The sequence below is a fragment of the Streptomyces sp. NBC_00620 genome (genome assembly GCF_026341825.1).
Classification (GTDB): Bacteria; Actinomycetota; Actinomycetes; order Streptomycetales; family Streptomycetaceae; genus Streptomyces.
Genome location: NZ_JAPENY010000003.1, coordinates 2,496,440 through 2,511,656, shown reverse-complemented (window position 1 = coordinate 2,511,656; position 15,217 = coordinate 2,496,440). Strand labels below are relative to the sequence as shown.

The window sequence follows — 15,217 nt, the reverse complement described above, 5'->3', positions numbered from 1 at the left end:
AGAGTGATGCTCTAAATCTGATGCTCTGTATCCCGTAAGGCAAGGAGGTGTCGCGTCGTGAGACTGACTCCCACGGAACGTGACCGGCTGCTGCTCTTCGGAGCCGCCGAGCTGGCCCGGTCCCGCAGGGCGCGCGGCGTCCTGCTCAACGTGCCGGAGGCGACCGCGCTCATCGCGGACACCGTGTGCGAGGCCGCCCGGGACGGGCGGCGGCTGGCCGAGGCCATCGAGCGCGCCCGGTCGGTGCTCGGCCCCGACGACGTACTGCCGGGCGTCGCCGACGTCGTCACCGAGGTGCACGTCGAGGCCGTCTTCGACGACGGTTCGCGTCTCGCGGTCGTCAGCGACCCCATCGGCGGCGGCCTCGGCGATCAGGCGCCGGGCGCACTGCTGCCGGGTCCCGCGCACGCCGAGCCCGAGGCAGTCGTACGGCTCCTCGTCGCGAACACCGCGACCGTGCCGGTCTCCGTCACCTCCCACTTCCACTTCTTCGAAGCGAACCCGCGGCTCGACTTCCCGCGCGCGGACGCCTACGGGATGCGGCTCGCCGTGCCCGCGGGCTCCTCGGTGCGCTTCGGGCCCGGGGAGAGCGCCGAGGTCGGGCTGCTGCCCATCGGCGGCGAGCGGATCGCGATCGGCTTCGCCGGTCTGGTCGACGGGCCGCTGGACGCGCCGGGGGCCAAGGAAGAGGCCCTGCGCAGGGCCGCCGCCTGTGGGTATCTCGGAACCGAGGGAGCTGAGCACCGATGAATCCGTACGAGTACGCCGCCACCCACGGCCCGCGTGCGGGCGACCGCGTCCGCCTCGGCGACTCGGGGCTCACGATCCGGGTCGAGTCCGATGCCCAGAAGTACGGCGACGAGTTCCTCGCCGGCTTCGGCAAGACCGCCCGCGACGGGCTGCACCTCAAGGCCGCCGCCGTCCGCGAGACCTGTGACGTCGTCATCAGCAATGTGGTCGTGATCGACGCGGCGCAGGGGATCAGGAAGGTCTCCATCGGCATCCGCGAGGGACGGATCTGCTCCATCGGGCGGGCCGGGAACCCCGACACCCTCGAGGGCGTCGACGTCGTGGTCGGCACGGGTACGTCCATCGTGTCCGGCGAGGGGCTCATCGCCACCGCCGGTGCCGTGGACACGCACGTCCATCTGCTGTCGCCGCGCATCATGGAGGCCTCGCTCGCCTCCGGGGTGACCACGATCATCGGCCAGGAGTTCGGCCCGGTTTGGGGCGTCGGCGTCAACTCGCCCTGGGCGCTGCGCCACGCCTTCAACGCCTTCGACGCCTGGCCGGTCAACATCGGCTTCCTGGGCCGGGGTTCGTCGTCCTCCGACGCACCCCTCGTCGAGGCGCTCGCCGAGGGCGGCGCGTCCGGCTTCAAGGTCCACGAGGACATGGGCGCCCACACCCGCGCGCTGGACACCGCGCTGCGCGTCGCCGAGGAGTACGACGTCCAAGTCGCCCTGCACAGCGACGGGTTGAACGAATGCCTGTCGGTCGAGGACACCCTCCGGGTACTCGAAGGGCGCACCATCCACGCCTTCCACATCGAAGGGTGCGGCGGCGGGCACGTACCGAATGTCCTGAAAATGGCGGGAGTTCCGAACGTCATCGGCTCCTCCACCAACCCGACCCTGCCGTTCGGCCGGGACGCGGTCGCCGAGCACTACGGGATGATCGTCTCCGTCCACGACCTGAAGACCGACCTGCCCGGCGACGCCGCCATGGCCCGCGACCGGATCAGGGCCGGGACGATGGGCGCGGAGGATGTGCTGCACGACCTGGGCGCGATCGGCATCACCTCCTCGGACGCGCAGGGCATGGGCCGCGCGGGCGAGACCGTACGCCGGACGTTCGCGATGGCCGGGAAGATGAAGGCCGAGTTCGGCGCCCCCGATGACCACGACAACGAACGCGTCCTGCGCTACATGGCCAAGCTGACCATCAACCCCGCCATCGCCCACGGCCTCGCGCACGAGGTCGGCTCCATCGAGGTCGGCAAGCTCGCCGACATCGTGCTGTGGCGGCCCGAGTACTTCGGCGCCAAGCCGCAGCTGGTCCTCAAGTCCGGCTTCCCGGCGTACGGCGTCGTCGGCGACCCCAACGCCGCCACCGACACCTGCGAACCCCTCGTCCTGGGGCCGCAGTTCGGGGCGCACGGCTCGACGCCCGCCGACATCTCGGTGGCCTTCGTCGCGCAGGCGGCGCTCGACCAGGGCAACGACCTGATGCCCACCCGGCGGCGCCGGGTCGCCGTCCGCGGCACCCGCGGCATCGGTCCGGCCGACCTGCGCCTCAACTCCCGTACCGGAGCCGTCGATGTCGACCAGCGCACCGGCCTTGTCACCCTCGACGGCGACCCGATCCGCTCCGAGCCCGCCGACTCGGTCTCCCTCAACCGCCTGTATTTCCTGTAAGGAACTGAACTCCTATGAACACGCCTGCCGCCGACGGTTTCCGAATGCCTGCCGAGTGGACCCCGCACGAGCGCACCTGGATGGCGTGGCCGGGGCCCAACCACACCTTCGACAATCCGGCCGATCTCGCCGAGTCGCGCGAGGCCTGGGCGGCGGTGGCCCGCACGGTCCGCCGCTTCGAACCGGTGACCGTGGTGTGCGGGCCCGGGCAGTCCTCGGCGGCTCTCGAACTCTTCGGCCCCGGGATCGATGTCGTCGAACGTGACCTCGACGACGCCTGGATGCGCGACATCGGCCCCACCTTCCTCACCGACGGGAAGGGTGAACTCGCCGCCGTGGACTGGACGTTCAACGGCTGGGGCGCCCAGGACTGGGCCCGCTGGGAGCACGACGCGAAGATCGGCGCGTACGTCTCGGACCTCGCGGGGGCACGGACGTACGCCTCGAAGCTCGTCAACGAGGGCGGCGCGATCCATGTCGACGGCGAGGGGACCGTCCTGCTCACCGAGACCGTGCAGCTCGGCCCCGAGCGCAACCCGGACTGGACCCGTGAGCAGGTCGAGGCGGAGATCCACGCCCACCTCGGCACCCGCAAGGCGATCTGGCTGCCGCGCGGGCTGACCGGCGACTATCCGCCGCACGGCTTCGGCACCCTCGGCCATGTCGACATCGTCGCCGCGTTCGCGCGCCCCGGCGTCGTCGTCGCGCACTCCCAGCAGGACCCTGCGCACCCCGACCACGAGGTCAGCAAGGAGATCATCGGCCTGCTCAAGGGGCAGACCGACGCCCGGGGCCGGAGGCTGGAGGTCGTCGAGGTCCCCGCCCCGACCGTCCTGGAGGCCGACGGACACTGGGCCGACTACTCGTACATCAACCACTACCTCTGCAACGGTGGCGTGGTCCTCTGCGGATTCGACGACCCGCGCGACGAGATCGCGGCCGGTATCTTCCGCCGACTGTTCCCCGAGAGGACCGTCACACTGGTGGACGCACGTACGATCTTTGCCGGTGGCGGAGGCATCCACTGCATCACCCAGCAGCAGCCGAAGGTTTGAGGAGTACGGGATGGCCGGTCCGCGCAGGAACGCGCCCCCGCGCGAGGACGTGCTCGCCGCCGCCATGGACATGATCGCCGAACGCGGTCTGGAGAAGCTCACCATGGCGGCGCTCGGCCGCGAGGTCGGGATGAGCAGCGGTCATCTGCTGTACTACTTCCGCTCCAAGGACGAACTGCTGCTGCGGACCCTGGAATGGAGCGAGGGGCGCCTGGGCGTCGAGCGCGGCCGGCTGCTGACCCGGCCGGCCACGGCCCGCGAGCGCCTCGACGCCTACGTCGACCTGTACGTCCCCGACGGCCACCGCGACCCGCACTGGACCCTCTGGCTGGAGGTCTGGAACCGCTCGCAGAACGCCGACGACGACGCCCGTGAGCGGCAGGTCGCCATCGAGGGCGCCTGGCACCGGGACCTGGTGGCCCTGCTCGCCGAGGGCGTCTCGCACGGCGAGTTCCGCTCCGTCGACCCGGACCGTTTCGCCGCGCGGCTGCGGGCCCTCCTCGACGGCTTCTCCATCCATGTGGCGATCGGGCTGCGCGGCACGGACCGGGGGCAGATTCTCAGCCACGTACGGGAGTTCCTGGACGACGGGCTTCTCCCGGACGACTGATCAACGGTCCGGGTTGTACGCATTACGGGGGATTGACCCTGTAGCGCGTGGTGCGTTTGCCTCGAAGAGGGCCCTCGGCGTGGGGCCGGGGGAGAAACGTCCACGGGGACCTCAGGGGGGAACATGACCAGAGCCGCAGGAGTGTCCGGAGTCTGCTTAGGGGTGACGCTGTTACTCGCGCTCACCGGGACGAGCGCGTCCGCCGCACCGCACGCATCCACCTTGGAGAGGGTGAGCACGGCCGCCGACGGCAGCCAGGCCGACGGGCCGTCGAGCGGCGCCGCGATCAGCGCCGACGGCCGCCAGGTCGCGTTCACGTCCACCGCGCCGGGCTTCGGCTGCGCGCGTTCCGCACCGTGCCTACTCGTGAAGGACCTGGCCGACGGCGCGGTCACCAAGATCGACCTCGGCAGCGGCTTCACCTACGGCTCGCCGATGCCGAGCGCCGACGGGAGCCGGATCGGCTTCTCCGCGGGCACCCGGTTCCTGGCTCCGTACCTGTACGACCGCGCCACCGGCAGCTCGGAGAAGCTGTGGCCCGAGAACCCGCCCGGCTTCAACGAGTTGGGCCGCGCGCAGTCGGTCAGCCCGGACGGCACGCACGTCGCATACACCATCGGCAACCGCAACGGCGACGAGAACTTCCGGCTGCTGTACGTCCGCGACACGGCCACCGGCGCCGACGAGCTGATCTCACCGGCCGAGGAGGGCGACAAGGCCGGGGCCTCGGTGAGCGGCGACGGCGAACGGATCGCGTACGGCGTCCGCACCGACTCCGAGACGGACCCGGTCGACGTCTTCGTCAAGGACCGGGCGACGGGCGAGCGGACCCAGGTCGACACGGGCCTCGGCGCCGCCCACCTGGTCCGCATCACCGCGGACGGCCGCCGCGTCCTCCTCGACGCCGAGAGCGGCCTGTACGTCCACGACCTCCGCACGGGCGAGTCACGGCGGGTGGCCGACGGGCGGCCCATGTCGGCCACGGCGGACGGCCGGTACGCCGTGGTCTCGGGCGAGGACGGCACGCGGGTGCGCGACCTGCGGACGGGGCTGCGGGGAGCCGCCCTCCCGCCGAACGCCCAGTCGGGAGACGACATGCTGGCCGCCGAGGGGCGTGCGGTGGCGTTCAGTTCGGATGCGTCCCATCTGGTGGCGGGCGACACCAACAGAGAGTCGGACGTGTTCGTCTTCTCGGGCGCGCTCCGGGAGAACCCGGACCCGATGCCGTCCGTCACCGAACGGGTCAGCACGACATGGGACGGGCAGCAACTGTCCGGGGCGTCCTACGAACCGGCGATGGGGGAGGACAAAGTCGTCGCCTTCACCTCGCAGGGGACCGACGACCCGAAGGACACGAACGTATTCGTCAGCGTGGCCGGGGGAGTCTCCCTGGTCAACTCCACCTCACAGGGCCCCTCGCACGAGGTCACGCCCTGCTACAGCGGACGCGAGGTCGGCTACGTTGCCCCGCTCGCAGCCGACGGCGGCCCGGGCGTCCACATCCGCAACCGCGCGGTCGGCAAGCTGACCAGCCTGGGTTTCTACCAGGGCGTCCGCTTCACCTGGATGGGACAGCCCAGCGTGAGTCCCACCTGCCAGTGGATCACCTACGCCGCCACGCTGCCCGCGACCGAGGCCGACCCTCACCCGCAACCCCGCGTCTACCGCTTCAAGTTCAGCGGCGGTACCACCGACGTGGTCAGCGCGCCGACGGACGAGGCGGCGGGCAACCCGTCGATCGACTACGACGGCCGGTACATCGCCTTCGAGCAGGGCCCCGACACCTACGTCCGCGACCTGGACACCGGTGACCTGGAGAAGGCCGGCAGCAACTCCTCGGCCCCCTCGATCAGCGCGGACGGACGCAAGGTCGCCTTCCAGCAGGGCACGAGCGTCCACGTCAAGGACCTCGACACCGGGACCACGACCCGGGTCAACGGCACGGAGCCCTCGCTCGCCGGGGACGGCGCGCATGTCGCGTACACCTTGGGCCGTTCCGTGTACCTGCTCGAACTCGCCACCGGCAAGCGGCAGTTGATCAGCGTCGACCGCTGGGGCGGCCGCAACGACCTTGCGGCGGGGCACCCCTCCGTCAACGCCGACGGCACCGTCGTCGCGTTCGAGTCGGCATCACCCGATCTGGTGGAAGGGGACACCAACGGGGTGTCGGACGTCTTCCTGCGGACAGTGCAATGACCACGGCCAACCAGTGATCACGACCAACCAACGGTCACGTCCAATCAGTGACCACGATCAACCAGTGACCACGACCAACCAATGACCCACGACCAACCACGGGGGAACGACCATGCACAGGAACAAGCGGCTTGCCGCACTCACGGCCGTCGCCGTCGCCGTCACGGTGGCGCTGACGGGAACCACTGCGGGCGCCGCGCCCAGGGCCCCGCACACCGAGCCGATCAGTGTCACGCCGGAGGGCAAGGCGGGCAACGGCACCACGCCCATTGCCGTCATCAGCCGCAACGGCCGCCACATCGCGCTCAGTTCGAACGCCGAGGACCTGGACCCCAACATGCCGCACGGCGGCATGTACGTACGCGACCCGCAGACCGGGAAGCTCCGCTTCGCGGGGTTCGGCGGTCTGTTGGCGGTCCTCAACGACGGCCGCTATGTCTACGTCGAATACGCCCCGTCCGCCGAGGACACAGACGTCTGGATCCACGAGATCGGCACGGGGAAGCGGGTGGGCTTCGGCATCGAGATCCCCGAAGGCTTCACCGGGCAGCCCGCCGGGGTCTCCGTCAGCCCCAACGGCCGTTACGCCGTCTACACGCTCCAGGAGGAGGCCGCGGGCACCAGCGTGGTGTTCCTGCGCGACCGCGTCGCCGGCACCACCGAGCGGATCAGCCACCCCAAGCCGACCTGGGAGCCGCGCAACGCCTTCCAGCCGACGGTCAGCGACGACGGGCGCCGCGTGGTCTACCAGTACAACTACGCGAACGGCCCGCGCGGCGACGACTGGGGCGACGTGTGGATGTACGACCGCACCACGGGCGAGCACACCCAGATCGACCGCTCCTACGACGGCTCAGGGACCGAGAAGGAGTCCCTGAACCCGTCCATCAGCGGCAACGGACGTACGGTCGTCTTCGAGTCCCGGGACACCCACCTCGTCCCCGATGACAACGACGTCAGCTGGAACGTGTTCGTGCACGACATCGCCTCCGGCACCAATCAGCGCATCCACGGCACCCAGGGCGGCCCCGGCGAGGTCTACACCCGCGAAGCCGCGATCAGCGCCGACGGCCGGTACCTCACCTTCATGTCGGAGGTGACCGAGGCCGGCAGCCAGTGGGGCAAGGAGTACCCCGTCTACCTGCGGGACCTGAGGAAGGGCACCACCACCCTGGTCTCGCCCGACACCACCGGCGGCACCGCCACGGCCGACGTCCTGCCGGGCCGGATCGCCGACGGCGCCCGCGGCATCCTCTTCCTGTCGTCCGACCCGACGCTGATCCCGGCCGGCGACACCAACGAGGGCACCGACGCCTTCGTACGGCACCTGCGGTGACCAGCGGCGTGCTCGCATCCTGAGACGGGCCTGAGCGCGGGGGCGGATTTGTGCCAGACTGCCCCCGTGCTCTCGTTCGCCACGATTATTGGCAGCAGGCGCGCCGGTCCGCAGTGACCGCCACGTACCACCACGTACGGGCGGGCACCGTCGTCTTCGACCCGCGCGCAGACCTCTCGCACCCGCGAGGGGTTTTTCGTTTTCCTGGCCCACCTCAAGCCGGGAAAGGAGCGCGAGGGATCATTGGAGGACGGTGGAGCCGGTCATTCCGGTACAGACCGAGATCCAAACCTCAGGAGCCAGAGACCATGACGGACACCAGCGAACTCGACGATTCGTTCCACGTCTTCGACACGACGCTGCGCGACGGCGCGCAGCGCGAGGGCATCAGCCTCACCGTGGCGGACAAGCTGGCCATCACACGGCACCTGGACGACTTCGGGGTGGGCTTCATCGAGGGCGGCTGGCCCGGCGCCAACCCGCGCGACACCGAGTTCTTCGCCCGCGCCCAGCAGGAGATCGAGTTCAAGCACGCCCAGCTGGTCGCCTTCGGCGCGACCCGCCGCGCGGGCGCCAAGGCTTCGGAGGACCCGCAGGTCAAGGCGCTCCTCGACTCCGGCGCCCAGGTGATCACCCTGGTCGCGAAGTCACACGACCGCCATGTCGAACTCGCGCTCCGCACGACCCTCGACGAGAACCTGGAGATGGTCCGCGACACGGTCTCGTACCTGTGTGCGCAGGGCCGCCGGGTCTTCGTCGACTGCGAGCACTTCTTCGACGGTTACCGCGCGAACCCCGAGTACGCGAAGGCCGTCGTCCGCGCCGCGCACGAGGCGGGCGCCGACGTCGTCATCCTCTGCGACACCAACGGCGGCATGCTCCCGGCCCAGGTCCAGGCGGTCGTCGCCACGGTCCTCGCCGACACCGGCGCCCGGCTCGGCATGCATGCCCAAGACGACACGGGCTGCGCGGTCGCCAACACGCTGGCCGCCGTCGACGCCGGCGCCACGCACGTCCAGTGCACGGCGAACGGCTACGGCGAGCGGGTCGGCAACTCCAACCTCTTCCCGGTCGTGGCGGCCCTGGAGCTGAAGTACGGCAAGAAGGTGCTCCCCGAAGGCGCCCTGCGCGAGATGACGCGCATCTCGCACGCCATCGCCGAGGTGGTGAACCTGACCCCCTCCACGCACCAGCCGTACGTCGGTGTCTCCGCCTTCGCGCACAAGGCAGGCCTGCACGCCTCCGCGATCAAGGTCGACCCCGATCTGTACCAGCACATCGACCCCGAGCTGGTCGGCAACACCATGCGGATGCTGGTCTCCGACATGGCAGGGCGCGCCTCCATCGAGCTCAAGGGCAAGGAGCTCGGCGTCGACATCAGCGACGACCGCGAGCTGGTCGGCCGGGTCGTCGCCCGCGTCAAGGAGCGCGAGCTCCAGGGCTACACGTACGAGGCGGCCGACGCGTCGTTCGAGCTGCTGCTCCGCGAGGAGGCGGAGGGCCGCGCCCGCAAGTACTTCCGGGTCGAGTCCTGGCGCGCCATCGTCGAGGACCGCCCCGACGGCAGCCACGCCAACGAAGCCACGGTCAAGCTCTTCGCCAAGGGCGAGCGCATCGTCGCCACCGCCGAGGGCAACGGCCCCGTCAACGCCCTCGACCGCGCCCTCCGCGTAGCCCTCGAAAAGCTCTACCCCCAGCTCGCCAAGCTGGAACTCGTCGACTACAAGGTCCGCATCCTCGAAGGCAAACACGGCACCCAGTCCACCACCCGCGTCCTCATCTCCACCTCAGACGGTGCGGGGGAGTGGTCCACGGTCGGCGTCGCGGAGAACGTGATCGCGGCGTCCTGGCAGGCACTGGAGGACGCGTACACGTACGGGTTGCTCAGGGCTGGCGTAGAGCCGGCGGAGTAGGTGCCGGGGGATTTTTCTCGCCCCCTCCGCCCCTACCCATTCCCGTCCCTTGGGGACTCCGCCCCCAAACCCCCGCTCCTCAAACGCCGGAGGGGCTATTCCAGCCCGTCCGGCGTTTGAGGACGAGGCCGTTCAGGCCGATAGCGGGGGTCTGAGGGCGCAGCCCTCAGGAACAAGGGACGGGTAGGGGCGGAGGGGGCGAAAAAATCCCCCCGCACCCTCGCCCGCCCCGGACTCACCTCACCTACTGCAGATGCCACTTCTGGTTGGCAGCCCCCGTGCAGGTCCAGATCTGCGCCCGAGCCCCGTTCGCCGACGAATTCCCGGTCACATCAAGGCACTTGTTGGCCGCGGTATTGACGACATCTCCGGTGGTGGAGTTGTACGACCACCGCTGAGCCCCCGTCCCGTTGCAGTCGTAGAGCTGAAGCTGCGCCCCATCGGCAGTGGACGCCGACGTCACGTCGAGGCACTTCCCGAGCGCCTGAACCGACCCGTCGGCCTTGACCGTCCAGGTCTGCGCCGTCGACCCGTTGCAGTCGTAGAGCTGCACAGCGGCCCCGTTGGCCGAAGAACCACCGGCCACATCGAGGCACTTGCCGGCAAGTCCCACGAAGGCACCACTCTGGTCGCCGCCACCGGCCTGCGTCCCCGACCAGGTGAAGGTCGCCGAGGTCTTACCCGGCAGCGAGTAAGTAGCGTGCTGCGACCCCCAGTTGATCGTCACCGTCTTCGCGGCGGACGCGTCGTTGTACGCGATCAGCGCCTTGGACCCGTCAGGGTTCCGCCAAGCGACGTTCGGCACGGACGTGCTCGCCGTGGAAGCGATCCGCTGCGCCCCCGGCTTCACGAACTTCGTGAGGTGCCCCATCGTGTAGTACTCGATGGTGTAGTCGACCTGCCCGCTCTGCGCGTCACCGTTGTGGACGGTGACGAGCCCGGTGCAGGTGCCGCAACCACCGTTGTGCGGCCCCATGTTCTGGTCCACGGCCAGCGACCACTTCGTCACTGACTTCGCCCAGTTCCGGGTGTAGTCGACGATGTTGAGCATGTCCTCGCGCTGCTGGTTGGCGATCCAGGTGCCACCGGAGTGCTCGGTGCCGAAGGCGTCCAGCGTCGGGTACTGGTTGTGGACGGTGGTCTGCTTGGTGACGTCGCCGCCGTAGCCGTGCCACGCGACCCCGCCGAAGTTCGGGTGCGTGCGGACCGCCGCGTCGTCGACCGTCGAGGCGGCGTACGAGTCGTACACGTCCCAGTTCCAGTCATGGGCGAGCACCTTGGTCGACAACCCGGCCGCCTGGAGCTTCGGCAGCAGCTCGCTCTTGGTGAAGTACGCGAGCCCGGAAGCGTTCCAGCTCATCGACGGGTACCCGGAACAACACGTCGGCTCGTTCTGCACGGTGACGTACTGGACCGGCACTCCCTGAGCCTGGTACGCCTGCAGGTACTTCACGAAGTACGAGGCGTAGGCCCCGTAGTTCTCCGACTTCAGCCAGCCGCCGTTGAGCGACCCGCTGTCCTTCATCCAGGCCGGTGCCGTCCACGGCGAGGCCATCACGGTCAGTGCCGGATTGAGCTGGCGCGCCTGCTTGGTCAGCGGCACGACGTCCGCCAGGTCGTGTGCGATGGAGAACTGGGCGAGAGTCGGGTCGGTCTGACCGGCCGGCACGTCGTCGTAGGAGTACCCGAACCGCGCCAGGTCCGACGCACCCATCGGATTGCGTACGAACGACAGCCCGATCCCGTCCGTCGGCGAGAACAGCTTCGTCATCGCGGCGTCACGCTGGGCCTGCGTCAGCGCCCCGCTGCTGTTCATCAGCCAGGCGGCGGTGTCGGTGAAGGAGGCACCGCCACCGGTGAACGTCTGGTACCGGGTGTTCTCGTCCACGGTGATGTTGTCGCCGGTGCCGCCACTGCCGGCCTGGAAGGCGAAAGGCGTTTGCGGCTGCAATCCGCGTACGACATGGCGGCCGCCGGTGTCGTCGGTCGTCGTCAGGTAGGCGGTGACCTGTTCACCCGCCGCGTGGGCGGGAGCGGTACCGACGACGCCGAGCCCGGCCGTCGTCAGCAGCCCGGCGACGAGCAGCCGGGCGGCCCGGCCCGTTCTCTTCAGGGATCTGGTCCTGCTCGTGGTGCTCATGGTGCGCAGCCCTTCTGGGGGTGGGGGATTGGGGCGTGCGAGGCGTGAGTAAATGACGGCTGCGGGCGCGCGTCAAGGGGTTGCGCGTTCAGGGTCTGAAGGAACAACAAGCCTGATCCGGCCGCCAATTGCCCGTGTACCGGTTCTGACGTGAAGTCTTGACTGCTTGCCGGGACGCCAGTTAACTCACGGCGTGATCTAAGTCGTAAGAGTACTGAAGAGCGTTGAGGGGTTCTTCAGGACACCGAAGAGGATGCGCCAAGAGGAACCAAGAGGAACCAAGAGGAATCGAAAAGAACCAAGAGGATCAACGAGAGTCGAGGGAAGGTCCATGCGAAGAACCGCCCTGCTCGTGTCCGCCGCCTTGCTCACCGGGCTGCTGCCCCTGGCGTCCGCTTCGGTCGCCGCCGGAGCCGACGACCCGCCTCCCGTCCCCGTCGACGCCTTCGAAGGCGAGGTTCCGTTCGCGAATCCGCCCGCTGAAGGCCTCTTTTCGTGGGGCGGCGACGCCGACGATCTGCCCCAACTGGCCCTGACCGCCCGGGCCGACGCCCCCGAGGGCGCCAAGGTCCTCACGGGCACCTACGACATCAGCGGCTACGGCGGCTTCACCCACGACTTCGCCTTCGCTCAGCCTGCCCACGACTGGTCCGCGCACAAGGGCATCCGCTTCTGGTGGGACGGCCAGAACAACGGCAAGACGATCCCCTTCGAGCTCAAGGACGGCGGCGCCAACGGCGAGGCCTCCGAGCTGTGGAGGACGTCCTTCACGGACGACTTCACCGGCTGGAAACAGATCGAGATCCCCTTCACCGACTTCACCTATCGCACGGACTACCAGCCCGTCGGCGGCATCGACCAGATCCTCGGCCTCACCGAGATGTGGGGCTACGCGTTCCAGCTCCCGGTCGGCATCAAGGGCCAGTTCGCCATCGACGACGTCGAGTTGTACGGCACCGCCGACCAGTCACTGCGTGCGAGGGTCATCACCGACTCCGCGGTCTACCCGGTCGCGGAGGGCCGCAAGGCTGTCGTCAAGGTCTCCGTCGCCACGACCGGCGCAGTTCCGATCGACGAACCGGTGACCGTCGCGTACCAGAGCGACGGTGGCACCGCCCAGCCCGGCAAGGACTTCGTACAGGTCCAGGGCTCGATCACCTTCCCGGCGGGCACCGCGTCCGGCACCTCGCGCACCATCTCGGTGGCCACCCTCAAGGACAAGTCCGGCGAATCCGCCGAGACGATCCCTCTCAAGCTCACCGTCACCGGCGCCAAGGCCCCCGCCGAGACTCCGCAGGTCGTCATCGACGCCCACGGACTCCCGTACCTGGACCCGAAGTTGTCCGTGAAGAAGCGCGTCGCCGACCTCGTCTCCCGGCTGTCCCTGGAGGAGAAGGCCGGTCAGATGACCCAGGCCGAGCGGGGCGCGCTCACCTCGCAGGGCGACATCGCGACGTACGACCTCGGCTCGCTGCTCTCCGGCGGTGGTTCGACCCCGACGCCCAACACCCCCGAGGCGTGGGCGAAGATGATCGACTCCTTCCAACTGCGGGCGCAGGCAACGCGGTTCCAGATCCCGCTGATCTACGGCGTGGACGCGGTGCACGGCCACAACAACCTCGTCGGCGCGACGGTCATGCCGCACAACATCGGCATCGGCGCCACCCGTGACCCCCAGATCGCCCAGCAGACCGGCGCGGTGACCGCCGCCGAGGTCCGCGCCACCGGCATCCCGTGGGACTTCGCCCCCTGCCTGTGCGTCACCCGCGACGAACGCTGGGGCCGCAGCTACGAGTCCTTCGGCGAGGACCCGGCGCTCGTCGAGTCCATGGAAACGATCATCCAGGGCCTCCAAGGCCGCGCCAACGGCAAGGACTTGAGCGACAACGACAAGGTCCTCGCCACCGCCAAGCACTTCGTCGGCGACGGCGGCACCGAGTACGGCTCGTCCACCTCGGGCTCGTACACCATCGACCAGGGCATCACCAAGGTCACCCAGCAGGAGCTGGAGGCGGTGCACCTCGCGCCGTACCAGGACGCCGTGGACCGCGGCGTCGGCTCGGTCATGCCGTCCTACTCGTCCCTCGACATCCTCGGCGACGATGTGGGCCCCATCAAGATGCACGCCAACGCGGCCCTGATCAACGGGGTGTTGAAGGACCGCATGGACTTCGACGGCTTCGTCATCAGTGACTGGGACGGCATCAACCAGATCCCCGGCGACTACGCCTCCGACGTCCGTACGTCCATCAACGCCGGCCTCGACATGATCATGGTCCCGTACGCGTACAAGGAATTCCACACCACGCTCATCAGCGAGGTGAACGCGGGCCGGATCAGCGAGGAGCGCGTGAATGACGCCGTATCGCGCATCCTCACGCAGAAGTTCAAGCTCGGCCTCTTCGAGCAGCCGTACGCCGACACGAGCGGCGCCTCCGACATCGGCTCGCCCGAACACCGGGCCGTGGCCCGCAAGGCGGCGGCCGAGTCGCAGGTCCTGCTGAAGAACGCGGGCGGCGTACTGCCTCTCAAGAAGTCCCAGAAGGTGTACGTCGCCGGGTCCAACGCCGACGACATCGGCAACCAGACCGGCGGCTGGACCATCACCTGGCAGGGCTCCTCCGGCGCGATCACGAAGGGCACGACGATCCTGGAGGGGATGCGGAAAGCCTCTCCCGGCGCGACGATCAGCTACTCCAAGGACGCGTCCGCTCCGACCACCGGCTACGACGTCGGCGTGGTCGTCGTGGGCGAGACCCCGTACGCCGAGGGCGTCGGCGACGTGGGCAACGGCAACGACCTCGAACTGACCGCCGCGGACAAGGCCGCCGTCGACAAGGTCTGCGGCGCCATGAAGTGCGTGGTCCTGACCGTCTCCGGACGACCGCAACTCATCGGCGACCGGCTCGGCGACATCGACGCCCTCGTCGCCTCCTGGCTGCCCGGCACGGAGGGCGACGGCGTCGCGGACGTCCTCTACGGCAAGCGCCCCTTCACCGGCCAACTCCCCGTCACCTGGCCGAAGTCCGAGTCCCAGCTGCCGATCAACGTCGGCGACACGTTGTACGACCCGCAGTTCCCGTACGGCTGGGGCCTCACGACGCTCACCAAGACGCCCTCGGGCGGTACGTCGACATTGGCGGCCCTCGCCCTGGCAGCCAAGATCGCCGACAAGACGGGCTCCACCACAGCAGGCCGAACCGCCGTGACCAAGGCCCGCCTCCTGGTCCAGCAGAAAATCGGCACCACCACCATCACACCAGCAGTAGCGAAACCCTTCGCAGACGCTGACCACCTGCTGCTGACAGGCAGCTACGCGGCCGCGGTGGCAAAACTGAAGGAGGCGTACCAGGCGGCGTAGGCACTGCCGCGCTCTGGGGCTCCGCTTCTCGAACGCCGGACGGGGATATTTCAGCCCGTCCGGCGCTTGAGGACGAGCCCTTCGGGCGAAACGGGGGTCTGGGGGCGGAGCCCCCAGGAACAAGGGACGGGCAGGGGCGGAGGGGGCGAAAACCCACAAGCCCCACCCCCACACCCGTCCACTTCCAGC

9 protein-coding genes are annotated in these 15,217 nt (G+C 69.2%); 8 read left to right on the top strand and 1 reads right to left on the bottom strand.

All coding sequences use genetic code 11. From position 1 onward, the window contains the following. The first annotated feature begins 57 nt into the window (after positions 1 to 57). From ureA to cimA, 7 genes are all read left to right on the top strand, one after another. Positions 58 to 750 (top strand): urease subunit gamma, encoded by a 693-nt coding sequence (ureA, locus tag OG246_RS42115; protein WP_266474715.1) that lies wholly within the window; start codon positions 58 to 60, stop codon positions 748 to 750. Beyond that, positions 747 to 2,417, top strand: a complete 1,671-nt coding sequence (locus OG246_RS42110) for an urease subunit alpha (protein WP_266474713.1) — start codon at positions 747 to 749, stop codon at positions 2,415 to 2,417. Before ureA ends, OG246_RS42110 begins: the two co-directional genes overlap by 4 nt. A 14-nt stretch (positions 2,418 to 2,431) precedes the next feature. Further along, positions 2,432 to 3,472 carry an agmatine/peptidylarginine deiminase gene (locus tag OG246_RS42105; RefSeq protein ID WP_266474711.1) on the top strand — a complete coding sequence of 347 codons (1,041 nt, stop codon included), beginning with the start codon at positions 2,432 to 2,434 and terminating at the stop codon, positions 3,470 to 3,472. 10 nt (positions 3,473 to 3,482) lie between these two features. After that, positions 3,483 to 4,082 carry a TetR/AcrR family transcriptional regulator gene (locus OG246_RS42100; protein WP_266474708.1) on the top strand — a complete coding sequence of 200 codons (600 nt, stop codon included), beginning with the start codon at positions 3,483 to 3,485 and terminating at the stop codon, positions 4,080 to 4,082. A gap of 162 nt (positions 4,083 to 4,244) precedes the next feature. Further along, positions 4,245 to 6,278 carry a hypothetical protein gene (locus OG246_RS42095; RefSeq protein ID WP_266474706.1) on the top strand — a complete coding sequence of 678 codons (2,034 nt, stop codon included), beginning with the start codon at positions 4,245 to 4,247 and terminating at the stop codon, positions 6,276 to 6,278. A gap of 112 nt (positions 6,279 to 6,390) precedes the next feature. Continuing rightward, positions 6,391 to 7,614 carry a hypothetical protein gene (locus OG246_RS42090; RefSeq protein ID WP_266474704.1) on the top strand — a complete coding sequence of 408 codons (1,224 nt, stop codon included), beginning with the start codon at positions 6,391 to 6,393 and terminating at the stop codon, positions 7,612 to 7,614. Between the two features lie 308 nt (positions 7,615 to 7,922). After that, entirely contained in the window at positions 7,923 to 9,527 is a 1,605-nt protein-coding gene (cimA, locus tag OG246_RS42085) for a citramalate synthase (RefSeq protein ID WP_266474702.1), read from the top strand. Positions 9,528 to 9,771: 244 nt separating this feature from the next. Here the strand turns inward: cimA and OG246_RS42080 are convergent, their stop codons facing one another. Beyond that, a complete protein-coding gene (locus OG246_RS42080) occupies positions 9,772 to 11,667 on the bottom strand; it encodes a ricin-type beta-trefoil lectin domain protein (RefSeq protein WP_266474700.1) in 1,896 nt (631 codons plus the stop codon). A gap of 331 nt (positions 11,668 to 11,998) precedes the next feature. On the opposite strand from OG246_RS42080, the gene OG246_RS42075 reads away from it, so the two are divergent. Continuing rightward, positions 11,999 to 15,028 (top strand): glycoside hydrolase family 3 N-terminal domain-containing protein, encoded by a 3,030-nt coding sequence (locus OG246_RS42075; protein WP_266474698.1) that lies wholly within the window; start codon positions 11,999 to 12,001, stop codon positions 15,026 to 15,028. Positions 15,029 to 15,217 lie beyond the last annotated feature (189 nt).

Bases quoted from the DNA above. Each gene is read 5' to 3' on its own strand.
- OG246_RS42110 (WP_266474713.1), top strand. From the start codon at position 747: ATGAATCCGTACGAGTACGCCGCCACCCACGGCCCGCGTGCGGGCGAC.
- OG246_RS42105 (WP_266474711.1), top strand. From the start codon at position 2,432: ATGAACACGCCTGCCGCCGACGGTTTCCGAATGCCTGCCGAGTGGACC.
- OG246_RS42100 (WP_266474708.1), top strand. From the start codon at position 3,483: ATGGCCGGTCCGCGCAGGAACGCGCCCCCGCGCGAGGACGTGCTCGCC.
- OG246_RS42090 (WP_266474704.1), top strand. From the start codon at position 6,391: ATGCACAGGAACAAGCGGCTTGCCGCACTCACGGCCGTCGCCGTCGCC.
- cimA (WP_266474702.1), top strand. From the start codon at position 7,923: ATGACGGACACCAGCGAACTCGACGATTCGTTCCACGTCTTCGACACG.
- OG246_RS42080 (WP_266474700.1), bottom strand. From the start codon at position 11,667: ATGAGCACCACGAGCAGGACCAGATCCCTGAAGAGAACGGGCCGGGCC.
- OG246_RS42075 (WP_266474698.1), top strand. From the start codon at position 11,999: ATGCGAAGAACCGCCCTGCTCGTGTCCGCCGCCTTGCTCACCGGGCTG.